General features: G+C 65.6%; 20 protein-coding genes. 12 read left to right on the top strand and 8 right to left on the bottom strand.

Annotated elements, in window-relative coordinates; all coding sequences use genetic code 11:
- Positions 1 to 112: 112 nt before the first annotated feature.
- From GGD63_RS34290 to GGD63_RS34265, 6 genes are all read right to left on the bottom strand, one after another.
- Positions 113 to 1,456 (bottom strand): cytochrome c, encoded by a 1,344-nt coding sequence (locus GGD63_RS34290; protein ID WP_183248848.1) that lies wholly within the window; start codon positions 1,454 to 1,456, stop codon positions 113 to 115.
- Complete coding sequence (locus tag GGD63_RS34285; protein ID WP_183248847.1) at positions 1,453 to 3,621, bottom strand: xanthine dehydrogenase family protein molybdopterin-binding subunit; 2,169 nt, start codon at positions 3,619 to 3,621, stop codon at positions 1,453 to 1,455. Before GGD63_RS34285 ends, GGD63_RS34290 begins: the two co-directional genes overlap by 4 nt.
- Before the next feature lie 8 nt (positions 3,622 to 3,629).
- A complete protein-coding gene (locus tag GGD63_RS34280) occupies positions 3,630 to 4,094 on the bottom strand; it encodes a (2Fe-2S)-binding protein (protein WP_183248845.1) in 465 nt (154 codons plus the stop codon).
- 57 nt (positions 4,095 to 4,151) lie between these two features.
- Positions 4,152 to 4,406, bottom strand: coding sequence for a hypothetical protein (locus tag GGD63_RS34275; RefSeq protein WP_183248842.1), 255 nt, complete (start codon positions 4,404 to 4,406; stop codon positions 4,152 to 4,154).
- Between the two features lie 402 nt (positions 4,407 to 4,808).
- Positions 4,809 to 6,233 (bottom strand): methyl-accepting chemotaxis protein, encoded by a 1,425-nt coding sequence (locus GGD63_RS34270; protein ID WP_183248840.1) that lies wholly within the window; start codon positions 6,231 to 6,233, stop codon positions 4,809 to 4,811.
- Positions 6,234 to 6,352: 119 nt separating this feature from the next.
- Positions 6,353 to 8,101, bottom strand: a complete 1,749-nt coding sequence (locus tag GGD63_RS34265) for a methyl-accepting chemotaxis protein (protein ID WP_183248838.1) — start codon at positions 8,099 to 8,101, stop codon at positions 6,353 to 6,355.
- A gap of 219 nt (positions 8,102 to 8,320) precedes the next feature.
- Between GGD63_RS34265 and GGD63_RS34260 the strand changes: the two genes are divergently transcribed.
- The 8 genes from GGD63_RS34260 to GGD63_RS34225 all read left to right on the top strand — a co-directional run bounded on the left by GGD63_RS34260 (position 8,321) and on the right by GGD63_RS34225 (position 14,695).
- Positions 8,321 to 9,067, top strand: coding sequence for a YebC/PmpR family DNA-binding transcriptional regulator (locus GGD63_RS34260; RefSeq protein ID WP_183248837.1), 747 nt, complete (start codon positions 8,321 to 8,323; stop codon positions 9,065 to 9,067).
- A 221-nt stretch (positions 9,068 to 9,288) separates the two neighbouring features.
- Entirely contained in the window at positions 9,289 to 9,816 is a 528-nt protein-coding gene (ruvC, locus tag GGD63_RS34255) for a crossover junction endodeoxyribonuclease RuvC (protein WP_183248834.1), read from the top strand.
- Positions 9,813 to 10,430 carry a Holliday junction branch migration protein RuvA gene (gene ruvA, locus GGD63_RS34250; protein WP_183248832.1) on the top strand — a complete coding sequence of 206 codons (618 nt, stop codon included), beginning with the start codon at positions 9,813 to 9,815 and terminating at the stop codon, positions 10,428 to 10,430. Before ruvC ends, ruvA begins: the two co-directional genes overlap by 4 nt.
- 20 nt (positions 10,431 to 10,450) lie before the next feature.
- The gene (ruvB, locus tag GGD63_RS34245; protein ID WP_183248850.1) at positions 10,451 to 11,485 is read left to right on the top strand and encodes a Holliday junction branch migration DNA helicase RuvB; all 1,035 of its coding nucleotides are present in this window, start codon (positions 10,451 to 10,453) and stop codon (positions 11,483 to 11,485) included.
- Between the two features lie 106 nt (positions 11,486 to 11,591).
- A complete protein-coding gene (locus GGD63_RS34240; protein WP_183248830.1) occupies positions 11,592 to 12,413 on the top strand; it encodes a hypothetical protein in 822 nt (273 codons plus the stop codon).
- Positions 12,414 to 12,564: 151 nt separating this feature from the next.
- Positions 12,565 to 13,482: a metallophosphoesterase gene (locus GGD63_RS34235; protein ID WP_183248828.1), complete on the top strand. Its 918-nt coding sequence runs from the start codon at positions 12,565 to 12,567 to the stop codon at positions 13,480 to 13,482.
- A 202-nt stretch (positions 13,483 to 13,684) separates the two neighbouring features.
- Entirely contained in the window at positions 13,685 to 14,134 is a 450-nt protein-coding gene (gene ybgC / locus GGD63_RS34230) for a tol-pal system-associated acyl-CoA thioesterase (RefSeq protein ID WP_183248827.1), read from the top strand.
- 93 nt (positions 14,135 to 14,227) lie between these two features.
- Positions 14,228 to 14,695 (top strand): nuclear transport factor 2 family protein, encoded by a 468-nt coding sequence (locus tag GGD63_RS34225; protein WP_183248825.1) that lies wholly within the window; start codon positions 14,228 to 14,230, stop codon positions 14,693 to 14,695.
- 175 nt (positions 14,696 to 14,870) lie between these two features.
- Here the strand turns inward: GGD63_RS34225 and GGD63_RS34220 are convergent, their stop codons facing one another.
- Positions 14,871 to 15,575: a type 1 glutamine amidotransferase gene (locus GGD63_RS34220; protein WP_183248823.1), complete on the bottom strand. Its 705-nt coding sequence runs from the start codon at positions 15,573 to 15,575 to the stop codon at positions 14,871 to 14,873.
- A 28-nt stretch (positions 15,576 to 15,603) separates the two neighbouring features.
- Positions 15,604 to 16,530: a LysR family transcriptional regulator gene (locus GGD63_RS34215; RefSeq protein ID WP_183248821.1), complete on the bottom strand. Its 927-nt coding sequence runs from the start codon at positions 16,528 to 16,530 to the stop codon at positions 15,604 to 15,606.
- A gap of 151 nt (positions 16,531 to 16,681) precedes the next feature.
- On the opposite strand from GGD63_RS34215, the gene GGD63_RS34210 reads away from it, so the two are divergent.
- Genes GGD63_RS34210 through GGD63_RS34195 form a run of 4 tightly spaced genes read left to right on the top strand, consistent with a single transcriptional unit; the run spans position 16,682 to position 20,131 of the window.
- Positions 16,682 to 17,638: an N-carbamoyl-D-amino-acid hydrolase gene (locus GGD63_RS34210; protein WP_183248819.1), complete on the top strand. Its 957-nt coding sequence runs from the start codon at positions 16,682 to 16,684 to the stop codon at positions 17,636 to 17,638.
- Between the two features lie 50 nt (positions 17,639 to 17,688).
- Entirely contained in the window at positions 17,689 to 18,516 is an 828-nt protein-coding gene (locus GGD63_RS34205; protein ID WP_183248818.1) for an ABC transporter substrate-binding protein, read from the top strand.
- Positions 18,513 to 19,370 (top strand): amino acid ABC transporter permease, encoded by an 858-nt coding sequence (locus GGD63_RS34200; protein ID WP_183248816.1) that lies wholly within the window; start codon positions 18,513 to 18,515, stop codon positions 19,368 to 19,370. The genes GGD63_RS34205 and GGD63_RS34200 overlap by 4 nt, the downstream gene beginning before the upstream one ends.
- A complete protein-coding gene (locus GGD63_RS34195; protein ID WP_183248814.1) occupies positions 19,367 to 20,131 on the top strand; it encodes an amino acid ABC transporter ATP-binding protein in 765 nt (254 codons plus the stop codon). Before GGD63_RS34200 ends, GGD63_RS34195 begins: the two co-directional genes overlap by 4 nt.
- Position 20,132: the final 1 nt, after the last annotated feature.

Genomic DNA, 20,132 nt, shown 5'->3' with positions numbered 1-20,132 from the left:
GCGCTGCGCTAGCGCAGCGCCGCAGCGGACCGAACCATGAACGACTGTCACCTATCGATCCGGTCTATTGTGTTACCCATCCATCCGCTGGACAGCGGTGTTTGCCGCGCGCCTACTCCGCCGTCTGCCCCCGCAGCTCCGCCACGTCCTTCGCCGTCAGCTTCGAGCCCTTCGTCCCGAACCGCGCCGTGACATAGTTCGCCACCGCCGCGATCTCGTCATCCGTGTACGCATTGCCGAACGCCGGCATCGATAGCGCACCGTCAGGCGTGTGGCGCTTGGTGCCCGAGATCACGATCTGCGCGACGTTGGTGGCGGCGGGGTCGTTGACGGCCCAGGTGCCGGTCAGCGCTGCCATCGGCGAGACCGGGCTCTCGCCGCTCCAGCCGTGGCAGCTGGCGCAGGCGCTGGCGAACACTTTTTTGCCGCGCGCGTCCGCTGTCACGCCTTCCTTGTGCGAGGCGGGCGCGACCGGGGCCGTGGTCGCGGGCAGGTCGGGCGAGGGCTGCGGCGGCACGCTGCGCAGATAAGCGACGATGCCGCTGATGTCTTCGGGCGCGAACTGGCTGAAGCTGTGATCGACCGCTTCGCCCATCGGACCCGAGGCCGAGCCGTGACCCGGCGCATGGCCGAGCGACAGATACGAGATCAGATCCTGATCGCTCCAGTTGCCGAGACCGGTCGCCTTGTCGGAGGAAATGTTAAAGGCGCGCCAGCCCGCCGTGATGGCGCCGGCGAACTTCTTGCGGTTGTCGAGCGCGAAGCCGAGATTGCGCGGCGTGTGGCACTCGCCGCAATGCGCCAGCGCCTCCGCGAGATACGCGCCACGATTCCATTCCGGGCTCTTCGACGTGTCAGGCGCAAAGCGCGTATCCGGATTGAACACCGCCGACCAGACAATCATCGCCCAGCGCTGGTTGAACGGGAACGACAGCGTGTTGTCGGGCGCCTTGGCGCGCACTGCCGGCAGGCTGAACAGATAGGCCTTCACCGCCAGCACGTCCTCGTCGGTCATGAAGGTGTAGGACGTGTACGGCATCGCCGGATAGAGCCGGGCGCCGTCACGGCGCTTGCCGTGCTGCACCGCGTTCAGAAAATCCTGGTCGCTGTAATTGCCGATGCCGGTGTCCTTGTCCGGCGTGATGTTGGTCGAATAGAGCGTGCCGAACGGCAGCTTGAAGGCGAGCCCGCCGGAATAGTCCTTCTCGCCCGGCCTGGTGTGGCAGACCATGCAGTCGGCCGCCTTGGCGAGATATTCGCCGCGTTCGACCAGGCTCGCTTTCTCCAGCTTGGCCGGCACGCCGGTCGGCTTGCCGGCGCGGTAATCCGCCAGAGCCACCTTGGTGCCGCCGGCGAAGTCGAGCGGGCCGGGCCCGCGGATGATCCAGACCGCGAGTCCCACCACCACGATGGCGATCACGACGAGGCTTCCGAGGATACGCATTGTCCTGCTCATGCCTTCTTCCCCGCAGCCAGCAGTTTCCGATCGATTGGCAGGCGCCGCAGCGCCACGCCGGTTGCCGCGTAAATCGCATTGCGCAGCGCCGGCGGTCCGGCATTGACGCCGGCCTCGCCGATGCCGCCGGGGGCCTCGCCGCTTCTGACGACGATCACCTCGATCTTCGGCGTCTCGTTGATGCGCATCATGCGGTAGTCGTGGAAGTTCGACTGCTGCACGCGGCCCCTGTCGATGGTGATCTCGCCATAGAGCGCCGCGGTGAGACCGAAGATCAGCCCGCCCTCGATCTGCGCCTTCACCGTATCAGGATTGACCGCGATGCCGGTGTCGACCACCGAGGTGATGCGGCGGAGCGTGATCTCGCCGATGTCGTCGATCTCGGCCTCCACAACCGTCGCGATGAAGCTTGCGAATGACGGCTGCACGCAGACGCCGCGGCCGACGCGCGGCGGCAGCTTCTGCCCCCAGCCGGATTTCTCCGCGACCTGGCCCAGCACCGCGAGCATGCGCGGATTCTTGGTCAGCATCGACTTTCGGAACTCGATCGGGTCCTTGCCCGCCTTGCGCGCGAGCTCGTCCATCGCGCATTCGACCGCGAACACGTTGTTGTTCGGGCCGACGCCGCGCCAGAAGCCGGTCGGCACCGCCGGCGGCTCGGCGCGGACATATTCGACGTGGAAGTTGGCGAAGTCGTAAGGCGCATCCACCGCGGCGTCGATCGCGTCGATGTCGATGCCCTTCTGGAACGCTGGCGGCAGCCAGCGCGCCAGCACGGCGGAGCCGGCGACCTTGTACTTCCAGCCCGCGACCTTGCCGTCGACCAGCGACGCCGTGATCTGGTCGCGATAGACCGGACGGTAGACGTCGTGCTGGATGTCCTCCTCGCGGGTCCACACCACCTTCACGGGGTAGTCGACCTGTTTTGCGATCTTCACCGCCGCGATCACCATGTCGGGCTCGAGCTTGCGGCCGAAACCGCCGCCGAGCAGGTGGTTGTTGACGATCACCTTGTCGATCGGCAGGCCCGCGGCTTTCGCTGCTTCGGACTGCACGCGTGTCATGATCTGCGTGCCGGTCCAGATTTCGCAGGAGTCCGCCTTTACGTGCACCGTGGCGTTGATCGGCTCCATCGACGCATGCGCCAGGAACGGCAGCTCGTAGGCTGCCTCGAACCTGTCGCCGCTCACCAGCGCCTTGGCGATGTCGCCATCGGACTTGGCGACCGCGCCGTCCTTCTGGCTGGCCTTGCGCAGATCCTCCCAGATGTCTTTCGTGGTGATCTCAGCGTTCGGTCCCTCGTTCCACTCGATCTTGAGCGCTTCGAGACCCTTCTTTGCCGCCCACATGTGATCGCCGATCACGGCGACCATGTCGTCGAGCACCACAACCTTGCGCACGCCGGGCAGCTTCATCGCGGCGCTGTCGTCGACCTTGCCGACCTTGCCGCCGAACACCGGGCAGGCGGCGACGGTGGCGAACTTCATGCCGGGCAGGATCGCATCGATGCCGTAGACGGCCTTGCCGTTGACCTTGTCGGGCGTGTCGAGCCGCTTCAAGGGCTGGCCGATGATGACAAAGTCCTTGGGGTCCTTCAGCGCGACATCCTTCGGTGGGGTCTGGCCTTGGGCTGCGAGCGCCAGCGCGCCGTAACCGAGCTTGCGGCCGCTCGCGTCATGCGCGACCTCGCCCTTCGACGCCGTGCAGCTTGCAGGCTCGACGCCCCACTGGCTGGCCGCGGCCTGCACCAGCATGGCGCGCGCGGTGGCGCCGGCCTGGCGCAGCGGGAGCCACCAGGCACGGATCGAGTTGGAGTTGCCGGTGACTTGCAGGCCGAAGGTCGGGTTGCCGTAGAGCTTGTCGTTCGGCGGCGCATGCTGGACCTCGACCTTGCTCCAGTCGGCATCCAACTCTTCGGCGAGCACGGCGGAGATCGAGGTGTAGGTGCCCTGGCCCATCTCGACCTGCGGCATCATCAGCACGGTGCGGCCGGTCTCGTCGATGCGGATGAAGGCGTTGGGCGCGAACTTGCCTTCGGTCGTATCGCTCGGTTGCACCGGCTCGTTGGCGGCGGCGCGCAGCGGCAGATGGAAGGCGAGCAGGAAGCCGGTGGCGAGGCCGCTGGTCAGAAGCGCGCGGCGGGAGACGCTGTTGTGTGCATTCATGGCGAACCTCACGACTGCCGGCCGTTGGCCGCGTGCTTGATGGCCTCGCGGATGCGCACATAGGTGCCGCAGCGGCAGATGTTGCCGGCCATCGCGGCGTCGATGTCGGAATCATCAGGGTTCGGCGTTGCCGCCAGCAGCGCGGCCGCCGCCATGATCTGGCCGGACTGGCAATAGCCGCACTGGATCACTTCGGCCTCGAGCCAGGCCTTCTGTACCTTCGCGCCCGCCGGCGTGCTGCCGACATGCTCGATGGTGGTCACAGTGCGGTTCGCGACGGCGCTCACCGGCAGCACGCAGGAGCGCACGGCCTTGCCGTCGACATGTACCGTGCAGGCGCCGCATTGCGCGATGCCGCAGCCGAACTTGGTGCCGGTCATGCCGAGGATGTCGCGCAGCACCCACAGCAAGGGCATTTCCGGTGGCGCGTCGAACGATTTCGTTTCGCCGTTGATGGTGAGTGTTGTTGCCATGTGCATCCCCTTGCTCGACGAGCGCTTACGGCGTCGGCGATTTGCGCCCGACCATAATCATATCGATGCGAAGCGATGAAGCATCGAAATTTCCGGCAATGCATATTTGCGCAAGCAGCGCGTCACGCCATGACGTTCACGAATTTGTGCGGCGATCGCAGCAAGCGTTTTGGGCATAATGATATGATAATCGTCATGTTTTGACGCATTTTCGTCGCGCGCGCCGCCGATCGCCGCAGATGATCGTGCGAACGGGCAAAACCGTGCGATGACGAAATTCGTGCGATTGGGAAAGTCAGGGACGGCGGACATCAGGAAACGTGGCGGATAGCTCGCCTGCAGCCATCCTTCGAGACGCCCGCCTCCAGCGGGCCCTCAGGATGAGGGCGGAGTGAGCGGAAGCAATTCAACGGACGCCAATGCCGCTTAGCCTCATCCTGAGGGACCGCTGGAGGCGGTCGTCTCGAAGGACGAGGCGTTTGCTCAGGCCGTCACCAAGAGGTCACCTGCGATAATTCTATCTTGCTGGAGAGGGCGGCGACGAGGCTACGATATTTCGGAATAATAGCATTATGCCCCTGTTTTGCCCGACGAGTCAACGCGCGCCATGGTCCGCCGGGGCAAGCCATTGATTTCGCTGACCCCGGCTACTGTGCATGGGGTTGTTTTCGAACTTTTGATTTCAGGGACGCCGGAACGCCGTCGCGCCGGCCGTCAGCCCTGCCGAAAGCCCATCCGGAAGGCGCCCCAGTGCCTGCCGCGGATCACGATCGGCGAGGATAGGTCCTTCATCAGCACGAACTGCCCGCCGCCCATGTCGCGGCGATAGGTCTGGAGCAGGAAGGGTTTTGTGTTGGCCGCGACCTTCTTCACCGCGCGATCGGTGAACAGGCGGCGGTTGCGGCAGTTGGCGTTATTCCAGACCGGGTCCTTGCCCTGCGGCAGGCGGTAGTTCGGATTGTGGGTCGGCAGATACCCGCCCTTGGCCCAGGCGACGCAGAACACGATGCGCGGATCGGATTTCTGGATCGGGTCCTGGATCGCGGGCAGCACGCGGTCGGTGAAGTCGACGTAATCAGTGCTGTACTGCTTTGGATCGGTGCCTGATATCTCGCGGTAGTTCTCGTCCATGAGCTGGTCGAGCGTGATCTCGCCGCGGTCGATCGCCGCCTCGAACTCGGCCGAGATCTGCTTGGCGGTCTCGACGACGACACGGATCAGCGGCGCGTCCGACGTCTCGACGCCGCTGTCGGCGATCAGCGCGATCAGGCCTTCGGAGGTGTCGAGCAGCTTTGCAATCCGCCGGTCGGCATTCCCAAGATCGCGCGAGGACAGGTCGACGCCCTTGGCGAGCTCGTTGAGCTCGCTGATGACGGTGTCGCAGTGGCCGAGATTGGAGGTCGCCGCGCGCGTGACGCTGCCGATCTCCGCTTCCACCGAGGCAAAGCCCTGCTGGACGCGCGAGATGATGCCGGAGATCTGCTGGGCGCCCTCGCCGGCGGTCTTGGCGCGCTGCGAGGCGTCGCTGCTTTCGCCGATCAGGCCTTCGATCTGGCCGTCGAGATCGCGTACGGTGTCGGAGATCTGGTGCGTGGCCTGGCGGGTGGCTTCGGCGAGATTCTTCACCTCGCTTGCGACCACGGCGAAGCCGCGGCCGGCATGGCCGGCGCGTGCCGCTTCGATGGTTGCGTTCAGCGCAAGCAGGTTGGTCTGCTTCGCGATCGCCTCGATCGAGCCGGACACTTTTGCGACCTGCGCCAGCGCCGAGCCAACCGCGCTGAGGCGCGCCTCGATGCGTTCCACGGCCGCAACCAATTCGGAGATGTGGCTGACGGCGGTATCGACCGCGCTGCGCGACTGCGCGATTTCGCCGACCGCCGCGGATGTCGTCGTCTGCACCGCCTGCGAAGCGTTGGCGATGTCGTGGTTGGCCGAGACCATCGTCTCGGCCGTTTTCTGCAGGTGATGGAACCGTTCCGACTGGTGCGCGACGCGGTTCGCGACTTCCTGGACGTTGCCGGCAATGTCGGCGAGCTCGACGCCGAGACCGCCGATGCGGTCGGCGAGCTGGTCGATCAGCCGTTCGGCGAGCGTCCGGTTCGATCCGGTGTCCAATACTGCAAGTTGTGCAAGGGACATGTACGGGCCTTCTCCAGTCAGAGCCGGTGATCGGCTCTCGGCGGCATTTCCATTCCAGCTTCGACTTTAGAGGATGATTCGCGCCCGCCGTCTTGCCCAGGAGTGCACGAGAGCGGGCATTACAGCTTGTAGGCGGTGCGGAATCCGCCCCAGTGCCGGCTCTTGACGCGGATCGGCACGTCGATCTCGCGCATCATCACCGTGTTCCCGTTGCCCATGTCGCGGGCATAGCTCTGGACAAGGTACGAGCGCAGGTTGTGTGCGGCGGCGAGCCCCGCCGGATCGTTGAAGATGCGCCGGTTGCGGCTGTTGGCCGTGTTCCAGGCGACATCGCCCGGCCGCTGCGGATGCGAATAGATCTTGTTGTGCACCGGCAGGAAGCCGTTGCGGTCGACCATGGCGCAAAACGCCATGCGCGGGTCCTTGGCGAGGAAGGTCTCTTGGAACGGCGGCAGCGCGCGGTCGGCCCAGTCCAGATATCGGGTGCGGTATTGCTGCGGATTGGTGCCGGCGATTTCCACATAGTCGGTGTCGAAGAGGTCGTCGACCTTGACGTCGCCGCGCGCGACAGCCTGCTCGAAGATCGCGGTCAGCGCGTTGCCCGCCTCCATGGCGCGGGTGACGAACTCGGTGTTCTCCTCGTGGATCGACCAGAGCTTGTCCTCGATCTTCTCGCAGAGCTCGGCATTGGGGCTGACGAATTGCGCGCGGGCACCGGCCTTGGATTGCTCCGTCACGCGCAGGCGGCAGGCTCCGACCTGTTCGAGGCTGCCTTCGATGATCGCCTGCGGGGCCAGCCGTGCGGCGTCCGGGCCGCCGATCAGCACCCCCTCCATCGAGATTTCATAGACCGGGATCACCCCGCGCGCGGTTTCGAGCTTGAGATGGCAGGGCAGCCGCTCGGTCTTGCGGCGGTCGTCATGCTCGCTCTGGCGCAGCAGTACCGCGCAGCGCGATTTCAGCTTCCGGGCGAAGGTGGTGACCGCCTTGCCGGCGCTGGCGACGCTCTCGCCATGGGTCTCGGCCGCCTTGGTCGCGGCATCGATCTCGGCCGCGCTCTCGCCGACCGAGATGATGAACTCCGAGGCGCTCGCGGCATTGCCGGAGACCTCGCTCGTGGTGGCGTTCTGCTCGGCCACTGCGCCGTTGACGGTCTCGAACACCGGGCGGATCGCCTCGATCGCCTGCGAGATGCGGTGCACGGCATCCGCCGAGCCTGCGGCATCGCGCTGCAGCGCGTCGATCTTCTTTGTGATCTCTTCGGTCGCGCCTTGCGTCTGCACCGCGAGCGCCTTGACCTCGGTGGCGACCACCGCAAATCCCTTGCCGGCCGCGCCGGCGCGCGCGGCTTCGATGGTCGAGTTGAGCGCGAGCAGCGTCGTCTGCCGCGCGATCTGCGCGATCAGATTGACGACGTTGCCGATGGCGGCGGAGGATTCGCGCAAGCGATCGACATTGGCACGCGCTTCCTGCGCCGCGGCACTGGCCTCGTCGGCGAGCTTGCCGGCCTCACGAACCTGCGCCCCGATGCCTTGCGCGGACTGGGTGAACTTGTCGGCGGCATGGGCGAAGGTGGATGCGGTCGATTGGGCGGCGTTGGTGCGGCCGGTCAGGGCGTCGGTGCGGTCGCGAATGGCGGCAAGCGTCGTGGCGGTCGCTTCGGCGCCGCCGGCCACCGAATTGGCGGCGCGTTCGAGCTGGCGAATCATGGCCCCGAGCTCGAGTTCCAGCAGTTCCAGGATTTCCCTGGCCGAATCGCCCTCATTGGCCGGGGCGGGCTCGGGAATGGCCGCCGGCTGCGCAGCCTGCGGGGTGGCCACCGGCGCAGCCATATCAGGCAGACGCTTCCGAAACAGTCCGAATGCCATCAGGTCTCTCTTGTCGGGGGGCGGGCGGACGCTATTTTCGCAGCCCGGAATGAAATCAGGGTTAACAATGCCCGACATCTGGGCACGGACCGTTACGGTGGCTATCTTTACAGTGCTACCGTGAAGCGTCAGGGCCCCTTTGATTCCGGTGGGTTGGCGGCCTATAAGGCCGCGCTTCCCACGCTCACCTTTGGCTGACTATTCCACAAGAGACCACGCATGGCCGGACATTCCCAATTCAAGAACATCATGCACCGCAAGGGGCGGCAGGATGCGCAGAAGTCGAAACTGTTCGGCAAGCTGGCGCGGGAAATCACCGTCGCCGCCAAGCTGGGGACGCCCGACCCGAACATGAACCCGCGCCTGCGCGCCGCGGTGATCGCCGCGCGCCAGGAGAACATGCCGAAGGACAATATCGAGCGCGCCATCAAGAAGGCGCTCGGCAGCGACGGCGAGAACTATGACGAGATCCGCTACGAGGGCTATGGCCCCGGCGGCGTCGCCGTCATCGTCGAGGCGCTGACCGACAACCGCAACCGCGCCGCCTCCGACATCCGCTCCTTCTTCACCAAGTCGGGCGGCAATCTCGGTGAAACCGGCTCGGTCTCCTTCATGTTCGACCGCACCGGAATCATCGAGTATGACCGCAGCGTCGCCTCCGACGACGCGGTGCTGGACGCCGCGATCGAGGCCGGCGCCGACGACGTGATCTCGGGCGAAGGCGGCCACGAGATCTACGCCTCGACCGAAGGCTATCGCGACGTCGCCAAGGCGCTGGAAGCCAAGTTCGGCGAGCCCCGCAAGGCCGCGCTCATCTGGAAGCCGCAGAACACGGTCGCCGTGGACGACGAGACCGGCGAGAAGCTGCTCAAGCTGATGGACCTGCTCAACGAGCACGACGACGTCCAGAACGTCTACGCCAATTTCGAGGTGTCGGACGCGCTTGTTGCGAAGATGGGCGGGTAGGGGCGTCTGCTCGCCTCTATCCTCCGCTGTCATCGCCCGCGAAGGCGGGCGATCCAGTATTCCAGAGACGCCAGACGGACACGGAGAAGCCGCGGCGTACTGGATACCCCGCTTTCGCGGGGTATGACGACGGAATGTGGAGTGGGCGGCGGTGCCACTTCCCCTGTTACTTCCGTTCTGTTTCTGTTTCCCTCAGTCCAGCCAGCCGCTATCACTGGCCCATGACTGCGCTCCCGATTCGTGGCCCCGTCCGCATCATCGGCATCGACCCCGGCCTGCGCCGCACCGGCTGGGGCGTGATCGAGGCTGAGGGCAATCGCCTGATCTACGTTGCCTGCGGCTCGGTGGAACCGCCGGACGATCTGCCCTTGGCGAGCCGGCTGCTCGCGATCCACGAAGGGCTCGCTTCCGTCCTGTCCGACCACCGGCCGACGGAAGCCGCGGTCGAGCAGACCTTCGTCAACAAGGACGGCGTTGCGACGCTGAAGCTCGGCCAGGCCCGCGGCGTCGCCATGCTGGCGCCGGCAATGTTCGGCATCAGTGTTGCCGAATACGCGCCGAACCAGGTCAAGAAGACGGTGGTCGGCGCCGGCCACGCCGACAAGCAACAGATCGCGATGATGTTGAAGATATTGCTGCCGAAAGCCGAGCCGCCGTCCGCTGATGCTGCCGACGCGCTCGCCATCGCCATCACCCACGCCCATCACCGCCAGAGCGCGGCGCTCCGGCTGAAGGTGGTGGGGTTATGATCGGCAAGCTCAAGGGCCTGATCGATTCCTACGGCGAGGACTTCGTCATCCTCGACGTCGGCGGCGTCGGCTATCAGGTGCACTGCTCGTCGCGCACGCTGCAGCATCTGCCCGCGCCGGGCGAAGCCGCCGTGCTGTCGATCGAGACCTATGTCCGCGAGGACCAGATCAAGCTGTTCGGCTTCCGCACCGACCAGGAGCGCGAATGGTTTCGCCTGCTGCAGACCGTGCAGGGCGTCGGCGCCAAGGTCGCGCTCGCGGTGCTCGGCACGCTGCAGCCTTCCGATCTCGCCAACGCCATCGCGCTGCGCGACAAGGCCGCGGTGTCGCGGACGCCCGGCGTCGGCCCCAAGGTCGCCGAGCGCATCGTCACCGAATTGAAAGACAAGGCGCCGGCCTTCGCCAATGTCGATCCGGCCGTCGTGCATCTCGCCGGGGCCGTCGACGACCAGCGCGCGCCGCGCCCGGTGGCGGATGCGATTTCCGCGCTGGTCAATCTCGGCTACGGCCAGCCGCAGGCCGCTGCGGCGATTGCCTCGGCCTCGCGCAGCGCGGGTGAAGGCGCCGAAACGGCGCAGCTCATTCGCCTCGGCCTGAAGGAACTGGCGAAGTGAGCGATCCCAAGGCCAGCCGCATGGTGTCGCCCGAGCGCCGCAGCGACGATGTCGGCGACACCGCGCTGCGTCCGCAATCGCTGTCCGATTTCGTCGGCCAGCAGCAGGCGCGCAAGAACCTCTCGATCTTCATCGAAGCCGCGCGCAAGCGCGGCGAGGCGCTGGATCACGTGCTGTTCGTAGGGCCTCCGGGCCTCGGCAAGACCACGCTGGCGCAGATCGTGGCGAAAGAACTCGGCGTCGGCTTTCGCGCGACGTCGGGCCCGGTGATCGCCAAGGCCGGCGATCTCGCCGCGCTCCTCACCAATCTCGAAGAGCGCGACGTGCTCTTCATCGACGAGATCCATCGCCTTAGCCCCGCGGTCGAAGAAGTGCTCTATCCCGCGATGGAGGATTTCCAGCTCGACCTCATCATCGGTGAAGGCCCGGCGGCGCGCTCGGTGAAGATCGAGCTGTCGAAATTCACCCTCGTCGGCGCCACCACGCGCGCAGGGCTCCTCACCAATCCCTTGCGCGACCGCTTCGGCATTCCGGTCCGGCTCAATTTCTACACCATCGAGGAGCTCGAGAGCATCGTCAGCCGCGGCGCGCGCGTGCTCAATGTCGGCATGAGCGCGGACGGCGCCAACGAGATCGCGCGCCGCGCCCGCGGTACGCCGCGCATCGCTGGGCGCCTGCTCCGCCGTGTGCGCGATTTTGCCTCGGCGGCGAACGCCGATACGATCGACCGCAAGATCGCCGATCATGCGCTCAGCGCGCTCGAGGTCGACGCTGCGGGCCTGGATGCCATGGACCGTCGCTATCTCTCGACCATCGCGCTCAACTATGGCGGCGGTCCCGTCGGTGTCGAGACCATGGCCGCGGCGCTGTCCGAGCCGCGCGATGCGATCGAGGACATCATCGAGCCCTATCTGATCCAGTGCGGCTATCTCCAGCGCACCCCGCGCGGCCGGCTGCTCACCTCGCACGCCTTCCGTCATCTCGGCCTCGCCGAGCCCTCGCGCGATGCGGCGGCACAGTTCGGCCTGTTCGGCTCGGACGAGAGCGATGACTGAGTGGCTCCGAACTGCTGACGAACTGCAAATCTCCGCCAGCATTTTGGCCCAGTTGGCGGATACGCGGTCGTCGCGGACAATCTGATGCCGCAGCGATCGCGCATAAATGACCGAGCGAGCCAACAGCAAAAACCATCGCGGTCCATCTCGCCGCTGGCTCGTCTATTTCGCGCTGTTTCTGACATTGGCCGGGGGATTAGCCGTCGCAATCGGCTGGCACTTGCCTGCCTACACCGACGCGGAGGCGGCCGAGCGGATCAGAGCCGGGCTGGAGTGTGAGCCAGGAATCCCTAACCGCGATCAGGATCATCGATGCCCTCATGAACTTTGGCGCAGCTCCATGGATGGCCTCCGCACCGGCAAGTGGGGCTTCGTCGATACCGGGGCGGGGGTGCTTCTGTCGGGCCTTACGTGGTGCAGCTTTCTGTGGTGGACCCGGGGGAGGAGCTTGAAGCAGCTGTCGACGCCAAAGCATGGTTTGTCGATCATTGCTCTCGCGAGCGCTGCCTGGTTGCTGCAAATTCCTGCTTACAATCTGTCCTTCATGACCGAACTGGCGCGTGGGTATGACCCGCCATGGTCCGACTCGATCATAATTCCGATATCGGAGGTACAGAGCGTTCTGCTTTGGCTGTTCTTGCCTTACGTTGCCATCTGGCTTCTGTTTTTGGTGCGCGCCCGATTGCCGGCCAAGGTCTTCTCCAATGTTTCCGGTCGGCCGCTCGTGAACGCGTTCTGGACCGCCGTGACCGCCTTGTTGTTTGCGCCGGTCGCGTTGGTATTGATCGGTGCGATCCTGGATGGTCCGGTGATGACGGTGCCGCTTCTGTGGTTAACGCTTTGGCTTCTGCTCTGCGCGCGCTCTGCTGCGCTCACGCGACATCAGGCGTACTCGGGCCCGATCGGCGCAGACGAGAGCGGCGACTGATCTGCGTTCACGCATGCAACTCTGCTGGTCATGAACTTCCGGTAACCTTTGTGCAGAGCGTGTGCACGAGGATGCTTGCCGTCTGCACGAACGCACCCCAATTCCGCTCCAATCAGATATCATCAAGACGCCGCATCACCATCGGGCTTCCATGATCACACGGCGTCACTTCATCCGTTCCATCGGCGGCCTGTCCGCCCTCGGCGTCTCGACCGCCGCCTATGGCGTCGGGATCGAGCCCGTGCTGCGGCTCCGCGTCACCCGCTACCATCCGACCCCGCGGCAATGGCCGGCGGATTTTCCGCTGAAGATCGCCGTGATCGCCGACATCCATGCCTGCGATCCCTGGATGTCGCTGGAGCGCATAGAAGGCATCGTCGATCGCACCAACGCGCTGAAGCCCGACCTCATCGTGTTGCTCGGCGATTATGTGGCCGGCCTTCACCAAGTCACGCGCTTCATTCCGTCGAGCGAATGGGCGCGGGTCCTTTCGGGCCTGAATGCGCCGCTCGGCGTCCACGCCGTCATGGGCAATCACGACTATTGGGTCGACAGGGCCGTGCAGCAGGCAGGGCACGGGCCGACGGTCGCCCACCGCGCTTTGGAGACGGCCGGCATTCCCGTCTACGAGAATGACGCCGTGCGCCTCACCAAGGACGGCCGCGCCTTCTGGCTCGCCGGGCTCGGCGATCAGCTTGCCTTCCTGCCGGCGCGCCGCTTCCGCAGCACCGGGCGGTTCGGTGCCGACGATCTCACCGCGACGCTTGCCAAGGTCACCGACGATGCGCCGGTGATCCTGCTCGCCCACGAGCCCAACATCGCGCCGCGCGTGCCCGCACGCGTCGCGCTGCAACTGTCCGGCCACACCCATGGCGGCCAGGTCCGCCTGCTCGGCTGGTCGCCGGCCGTCCCGAAGCAGCAGGGCATCCGGCTTGCCTATGGTCACGTCAGGCTGAAATGCGACGTCATCATCTCCGGCGGCCTCGGTTGCAGCATCATGCCCGTCCGGGTCGGCGTGCCGCCCGAGATCGTCGAGGTGACGCTGGGGCGGGCGCCGGTGGTGGCGTAGTATCGCTGTGCCTGATTGTGCGGCGGCGGCTGAAGCGCTAGCATCGCACAATGGAACGAGCCGCCAAAAACATTGAGAAGCTGCGCGCGCTTAGATCTGCTATTCGCGAAGGGATGGTCGATGTAGCGGCGGATCGTGTCGTGCCTTGGAATTTGGAAGAGTTTCTCGAGGAAGCTCGCAGACAGAGAAGCTCTAAGCCGAAATGACCGCCCATCTTGACGGCGAGATCCGCGACGGCCGCCACCACATGCAGGTCCGTGTCTATTACGAGGACACGGATTTTTCCGGCATCGTCTATCACGCCAATTACCTGCGCTACATGGAGCGCGGACGCACCAATCATCTCAGGCTGATGGGCGCCGAGCAGCAGGCGCTGTTCGAGCCGACCGAGACGGAAGGCGCGGGCTTTGCCTTCGTCGTGCGCTCGATGCATCTCGATTTCCTCAAGCCCGCCCGGATGGACGACGTGCTCGACGTCGTGACCTGGCCGATCGCGGTGAAGGGCGCTTCCATCATGCTGGCGCAGGAAGTGCGGCGCGGCGAGGATGTGCTGGTCAAGGCCGAGGTGCGCGTCGCCTTCATCAGCGGCGGCCGCGCCCAGCCGATCCCGAAATCTATCCGCACCCTGATGAAGGCTGATTTGATTTCCTGATCGCCCGTTAAGTGATCGCCCGATTTGTGATGGCCTATCGACTCCACCAATTGCGGCGATAGATTGCGGCCCCGACCAACCGATGAGGCCATCATGTCGCGCCCGCCGCTTCCGCCTTTTACCCGAGAGACCGCCGCGCAAAAGGCGCGCATGGCCGAGGACGCCTGGAATTCGCGCGATCCGGTGCGGGTCTCGCTCGCCTATACCGAGGACAGCCGCTGGCGCAACCGCTCCGAAGTGTTTCAGGGCCGCGAGGCCATCGTCGCCTTCCTCACCCGCAAATGGGAGAAGGAGCAGGATTATCGCCTGATCAAGGACCTCTGGGCCTTCGACGGCAACCGCATCGCGGTGCGCTTCCAGTACGAATGGCACGATGCAAACGGCCAGTGGTATCGCTCCTACGGCAACGAACAGTGGGAGTTCGACGAGCACGGCCTGATGAAGCGCCGCGAGGCGTCGATCAACGACATCATGATTGCGGAGAAGGACCGCCGGTTTCACTGGGCAGCGCCGGGGCCACGGCCGGCCGATGTGCCGGGGCTGGGAACGGAGCCGTTCTGAACTGCCTCCTCTCCCTCTCCCCGTTCTTACGGGGAGAGGGTTGGGGTGAGGGGCTGCCTCGGCAAACTCGATGGCAGACGGACTCGCGGAGAGCCCCCTCACCCGGATTGCTCGGACGATGCTTCGCATCGCCGCGCGCAATCCGACCTCTCCCCGCAAGCGGGGCGAGGTGAAGTCACCGCTTCGCCAAAAACCTCGTGATCGCCCCGCCGAGCTTCGCATTATCCATCGGCTGCGCCAGCGACGCCCGCGCCGTGGCAACGACATCATCCGGCGCCTTGCCGTCGCGCAGGTCGCAGCAGACTCCCGCGAACGCCACGTCGAATTCCGGATGCGGCTGCACCGTCAGCGTTGCGCCGTTGGCATAGAGCAGGCCGGCATGCGGGGTGAAGTCGGAGGAGAGGATCGTCAGCGCGTCATTTGGCGGCTCGATGACCTGATCCTGATGTGAGGCGGCGATGGCGACCGCTTCGCCGTCGACGACGCCGTTCTCCGGCAGCACCTGGTAGACGTGGCGGCCGATGCCCCAGCCCTTCTCGGATTTGCGCACGGTGCCGCCGAGCGCCTGCGCGATCAGTTGATGGCCGAAGCAGACGCCGACCATCGGTGTCTTGTTGGTGTAGGCCTTGCGGACGAAGTCCTCCAGCGGCGCGATCCAGTCGAGTCCGTCATAAACACCGGCTGCTGCGCCCGTGATCAGCACGGCCTCGAGCTTGCCGGGGTCGGGAAGCGCGTCGCCATTGGGGATGCTGACGACCTCGACCGTCGCCGTCGGATCCTCGACGCGGATCATCCGTTCGAACATGTCCGGAAACGAGCCGTGCTGCTCGCGATATTTTGGCGGAACCTGTCCGGTCTCGATGATGGTGATGCGTGCCATGTGCTCCCCAGGTCAAAAGTTGCGAAGCTCAGTCGCTTTCTGCCCCGTGTTGCTGGTGTGGCGCTGTGGGCTCCAGCAGCGCGCTTTCCTTGCGCACCTCGTTGAGAAAGGCCTTGGCGAGGCGCGACAGCGGTTCGGCCTCCGACCACAGCATGTAGGCGACCGCGTGCGTTGTCGGCGTGAACGGCCGGACGACGAGGCCGCTGCCGCCGTTCTGCCGCGGCGAGAACGGATCGACCACCGCGGCGCCGACGCCGGCGGCAGCGAGCACGCAGGCCGTGTTGCAGTAGCGCACCTCGACGGTTGGCTGGAATGGCGCGCCGGCACGGGCGAAGCTGTCGCGCACGGCTTCGCCAAGCCGCGTGCCGCGTTCGAGCCCGATGAAGGGCAGGCCGGAGAGATCAGCGGCCGAGATCACCGGCCGGTCGGCGAGCGGATGCTGCGGCGGCAGCACGCAGACCATCTCGCCGGTGTGCACGACCTCATGTGCGATGCCGGGATGATGCGTCAGCCCGAGCGCGAAGCCGAGCTCGGCGACATGGCTGAGCACGCCCTCGATGATGCCCTCATAGCGCCGCACGTCGAAGAACACGCGCGTCTCCGGGCGACGGCGCAAAAAGCCTGACAGCGCGGAGGGAATGATGCTGTAGGCCAGCGGCGGTGTCGCCACGATGGCGAGATGCCCGGAGCGGTTCTCGCGCAAGTCGCGCACGCGGCTCTCGAGCTTGGCGTGCAACGCGAAGATCGCCTCGCTCTCCTTGTAGAGCGCCATCGCCTCCGCGGTCGGAAACAGCCGGTTGTTGACGCGCTCGAACAGCGCAAAGCCCGCCTGCGCTTCCATAATCTTCAGCGCATTGCTCACCGCGGGCTGCGACAGCGCCAACTCGTCCGCCGCCGCAACCGTCGTGCGGTGGCGGATGACGGCGCGAAGGATCTCGAGCTGACGCAGGTTCATATCACTGCCGGTTATACTCAGGGCCAAAAGATCATAACAGAACGAATTGATTTTGCAGCCCCGCTTCAGCGTAATGGCAGCGGATTTGCGCGTTGCATCAATGGGTTCATTCGCCCATTGAGGCAGCACTGCGCACAGATTGGAGGCAATCTTGGTTCGTGTCCTTCGCGCCGCCGCCGCCCAGATGGGGCCGACGCAAAAAGCAGACTCGCGCGAGCATACGCTGGTGCGGATGCTCGCGCTGCTGGAGGAGGCCGCCGGCCGCGGCGCGAGTCTCGTGGTGTTTCCGGAGCTTGCCTTCACCACCTTCTTTCCGCGCTGGCTGCTCGAAGGCGAGGCGCTCGACCACTATTTCGAGCGCGGCATGCCGAACCCGGCGGTGGCAAAACTGTTCGACCGCGCGCGTGCGCTGCGCGTCGGCTTCTATGTCGGCTATGCCGAGCTGACGCCGGACGGCCGGCGCTACAATTGCGCCATCCTGGTCGATCGCGACGGCGAGATCCTCGGCCGCTATCGCAAGGTGCACCTGCCGGGCTCGGTCGAGCCGCGTCCGGGTGCACGCTACCAGCAGCTCGAGAAACGCTATTTCGAATATGGCGACCTTGGTTTTCCCGCGTTCCGCGCCGGATCGGCCTGGGCCCATGCCATCATGGGCATGATGATCTGCAACGATCGCCGCTGGCCAGAATCCTGGCGCGTGCTCGGCCTGCAAGGCGTCGAGCTCGTCTGCATCGGCTACAATTCGGCGGCCTACGATCCCAATGGCGGCACGACGGAAGACGGAGCCTTGCGCACTTTCCACTCGACACTGGTGACGCAGGCCAACGCCTACATGAACGCGACCTGGGCGATCTCGGTGGCGAAGGCAGGCGAGGAGGACGGATCCGGCCTGATCGGCGGCTCCTGCATCGTCGATCCCAATGGCCGCATCGTCGCGCAGGCGCAGACGCTGGCCGACGAAGTGATCGTCGCCGACATCGATCTCGATCTCTGCCGCCAGGGCAAGGACAAGATGTTCAACTTCGCCGCCCACCGGCGGCCCGAGCAATACAGGGTGATCACCGAACGCGCCGGCGTCATCGAGCCGGCCGTTCTCGACGCCGACTGAGCAAGTGGCACGGCGCTGGCAAAGGAGCTGGCATGGGCAAAGGAGCTGACATGACACGCCTCTCATTTTCTCTCGCTGTTGCCACGCTGGCTGCGGTGACCTCCGCGCAAGCCGCCGAACTGCCGGCAGAGATCAAGCAGGCCGGCGCGCTAAAGCTCACGGTCAACTCCACCTACGCGCCGATGGAATATCGCGATCCCGCGACCAACGAGCTGGTCGGGCTCGACATCGATCTCGCGAACGAGCTCGCCAAGCGGCTTGGCGGCCTCAAGATCGTCTGGAGCGAGACGCCGTTCGCCGAGCTGATCCCCTCGCTTCAGACCAAGCGCGCCGATTTCATCATCTCCGGCATCTCCGACCGCGCCTCGCGGCGCGAGACCGCCGATTTCGTCGACTACCTCGCGACCGGCCCGCAGTTCTTCGTGATGGCCGAGAGCGAAGCAAAGGCCGCGACCGATCTCTGCGGCAAGAAGGTCGGCACCACCCGCAGCACCAGCTTCCCGGTCGAGATCGAGAAGTGGAGCAAGCAGAATTGCGAGCCTGCCGGCAAGCCGGCGATCCAGTATGTTCCGGGCGAGAACTCGATCGACGTCCGCAACCAGCTCAAGCAGGGCCGCATCGACGCCGCCGTGCAGGGCAGCGAGACGCTGCCTTATGCGCAGACGCAGGAGCCCGGCAAGTACCGCATTGTCGGCGAGGCCTTCGCCAAAGGCTATCAGGGCATCATGTTCCGCAAGGACGATGCCGCCTTGCGCGAGGTGGTGACCGAGAAGCTCACCGCCATGATCGCCGACGGCTCCTACAAGGCCATTCTCGACAAATGGGGCTTAGGGGCCAACGCGGTCGCCCGGCCCATGCTGAACGCGGCGCCGCAATGAAGCCGGCGCCGGCACTCGCGGAGGGTTTTCCCGATCTGTCGGGCATGCGGATCGCGCGCGAGCCGCACTGGTTTCGCTGGATCAGCGCAGCCCTGATCGTCCTCGTGCTGGCGGCGATCGTGCGCGCGTTTGCGAACGGCCAGATCGAGTGGTCCTATGTCGGCCGCTTCCTGACCGTGAAGGTCATCCTCGAAGGCATCGTCAACACCATGGTGATGGCGGTGCTGGCGATGATGCTCGGCATCTTTCTCGGCATCGTCGTCGCGGTCATGCGGCTGTCGCCCAATCCGGTGCTGAAGTCGGTGGCCGCCGGCTACACCTGGCTATTCCGTGGCACGCCGCTGATCCTGCAGCTGCTGCTGTGGTTCAACCTCGCGCTGGTGTTTCCGACCATCGGCATTCCCGGCCTGTGGACCGCGCGCGCCGTCGACGTGATGACGCCATTCCTCGCCGCATTGCTCGGACTCGGCATCAACCAGGGCGCCTACACGTCGGAAGTGATGCGCGCCGGCATGCTGTCGGTCGACATCGGGCAATATGAGGCGGCGCAGGCGATCGGCATGGGACGGCTGCGCGCGCTGCGCCGGATCGTGCTGCCGCAGGCGATGCGGGTGGTGATTCCGCCGCTCGGCAACGAGTTCATCGGCATGGTGAAGGCGACCTCGCTTGCCAGCGTCATCCAGTATCCGGAGCTGCTGCACAACGCCGAGAACATCTACTACGCCAACTCCCGCGTCATCGAGCTCCTGATCGTCGCCGGGCTCTGGTACCTGCTCGTGGTCTCGATCCTCACCCCGCTCCAGATGCTGCTCGAACGCCGCTTTGCACGCGGCACATTGCGGCTGGCGCGATGACAAAGCCCCTCGTCGCGATCCGCTCCGTCAGCAAGAACTTTGGGGAGTTTCAGGCTCTCAAGAACGTCTCGCTCGACGTCTGGCCCGGCGAGGTGATGTGCCTGATCGGCGCCTCCGGTTCGGGCAAGACCACGCTGCTCCGCTGCATCAACCAGCTCGCCATGATCGACAGTGGCGGCATCTGGCTCGACGGCGAATTGCTTGGCGTGCGCGAGCAGGGCGGGCGGCTGCATCGACTGAGCGAGCAGCAGATCGGGCGGCAGCGGCTGAAGACGGGCATGGTGTTCCAGCGCTTCAACCTGTTTCCGCACAGGACCGCCCTGGAGAACATCACCGAAGGCCCGACCCAGGTGCAGGGACGTAAGGCCGATGAGGTGCGCGCCGAGGCGATCGAGCTGCTTCGTCGCGTCGGGCTTGCGGCCAAGGCAGATTCGTATCCGGCGCAGCTCTCCGGCGGCCAGCAGCAGCGCGTGGCGATCGCGCGGGCGCTCGCCATGAAGCCGATGCTGATGCTGTTCGACGAGCCCACCAGCGCGCTTGATCCCGAGCTCGTCGGCGAGGTGCTCGCGGTGATGAAGGAGCTGGCGAAGAGCGGCATGACCATGATGGTGGTGACGCACGAGCTCGGCTTCGCGCGCGAGGTCGCCGACCGCGTCGTCTACATGGACCAGGGCGCGATCGTCGAGCAGGGTCGCGCTTCGGACGTGTTGGGTGCGCCGCGCGAGGAGCGCACCAAGGCATTTCTTTCGGCAGTGATCTGAC

The sequence above is a fragment of the Bradyrhizobium sp. cir1 genome (assembly GCF_014198245.1).
In the GTDB taxonomy this organism is placed as follows: domain Bacteria; phylum Pseudomonadota; class Alphaproteobacteria; order Rhizobiales; family Xanthobacteraceae; genus Bradyrhizobium.
This window is presented reverse-complemented; position numbering and strand designations above follow the sequence as displayed.

Excerpts from the sequence above, each read along its gene's own strand:
- GGD63_RS34290 (WP_183248848.1), bottom strand. The coding sequence starts at position 1,456 with ATGAGCAGGACAATGCGTATCCTCGGAAGCCTCGTCGTGATCGCCATC.
- GGD63_RS34285 (WP_183248847.1), bottom strand. The coding sequence starts at position 3,621 with ATGAATGCACACAACAGCGTCTCCCGCCGCGCGCTTCTGACCAGCGGC.
- GGD63_RS34280 (WP_183248845.1), bottom strand. The coding sequence starts at position 4,094 with ATGGCAACAACACTCACCATCAACGGCGAAACGAAATCGTTCGACGCG.
- GGD63_RS34275 (WP_183248842.1), bottom strand. The coding sequence starts at position 4,406 with ATGTCCGCCGTCCCTGACTTTCCCAATCGCACGAATTTCGTCATCGCA.
- GGD63_RS34270 (WP_183248840.1), bottom strand. The coding sequence starts at position 6,233 with ATGTCCCTTGCACAACTTGCAGTATTGGACACCGGATCGAACCGGACG.
- GGD63_RS34265 (WP_183248838.1), bottom strand. The coding sequence starts at position 8,101 with ATGGCATTCGGACTGTTTCGGAAGCGTCTGCCTGATATGGCTGCGCCG.
- GGD63_RS34260 (WP_183248837.1), top strand. The coding sequence starts at position 8,321 with ATGGCCGGACATTCCCAATTCAAGAACATCATGCACCGCAAGGGGCGG.
- ruvC (WP_183248834.1), top strand. The coding sequence starts at position 9,289 with ATGACTGCGCTCCCGATTCGTGGCCCCGTCCGCATCATCGGCATCGAC.
- ruvA (WP_183248832.1), top strand. The coding sequence starts at position 9,813 with ATGATCGGCAAGCTCAAGGGCCTGATCGATTCCTACGGCGAGGACTTC.
- ruvB (WP_183248850.1), top strand. The coding sequence starts at position 10,451 with ATGGTGTCGCCCGAGCGCCGCAGCGACGATGTCGGCGACACCGCGCTG.
- GGD63_RS34240 (WP_183248830.1), top strand. The coding sequence starts at position 11,592 with ATGACCGAGCGAGCCAACAGCAAAAACCATCGCGGTCCATCTCGCCGC.
- GGD63_RS34235 (WP_183248828.1), top strand. The coding sequence starts at position 12,565 with ATGATCACACGGCGTCACTTCATCCGTTCCATCGGCGGCCTGTCCGCC.
- ybgC (WP_183248827.1), top strand. The coding sequence starts at position 13,685 with ATGACCGCCCATCTTGACGGCGAGATCCGCGACGGCCGCCACCACATG.
- GGD63_RS34225 (WP_183248825.1), top strand. The coding sequence starts at position 14,228 with ATGTCGCGCCCGCCGCTTCCGCCTTTTACCCGAGAGACCGCCGCGCAA.
- GGD63_RS34220 (WP_183248823.1), bottom strand. The coding sequence starts at position 15,575 with ATGGCACGCATCACCATCATCGAGACCGGACAGGTTCCGCCAAAATAT.
- GGD63_RS34215 (WP_183248821.1), bottom strand. The coding sequence starts at position 16,530 with ATGAACCTGCGTCAGCTCGAGATCCTTCGCGCCGTCATCCGCCACCGC.
- GGD63_RS34205 (WP_183248818.1), top strand. The coding sequence starts at position 17,689 with ATGACACGCCTCTCATTTTCTCTCGCTGTTGCCACGCTGGCTGCGGTG.
- GGD63_RS34200 (WP_183248816.1), top strand. The coding sequence starts at position 18,513 with ATGAAGCCGGCGCCGGCACTCGCGGAGGGTTTTCCCGATCTGTCGGGC.
- GGD63_RS34195 (WP_183248814.1), top strand. The coding sequence starts at position 19,367 with ATGACAAAGCCCCTCGTCGCGATCCGCTCCGTCAGCAAGAACTTTGGG.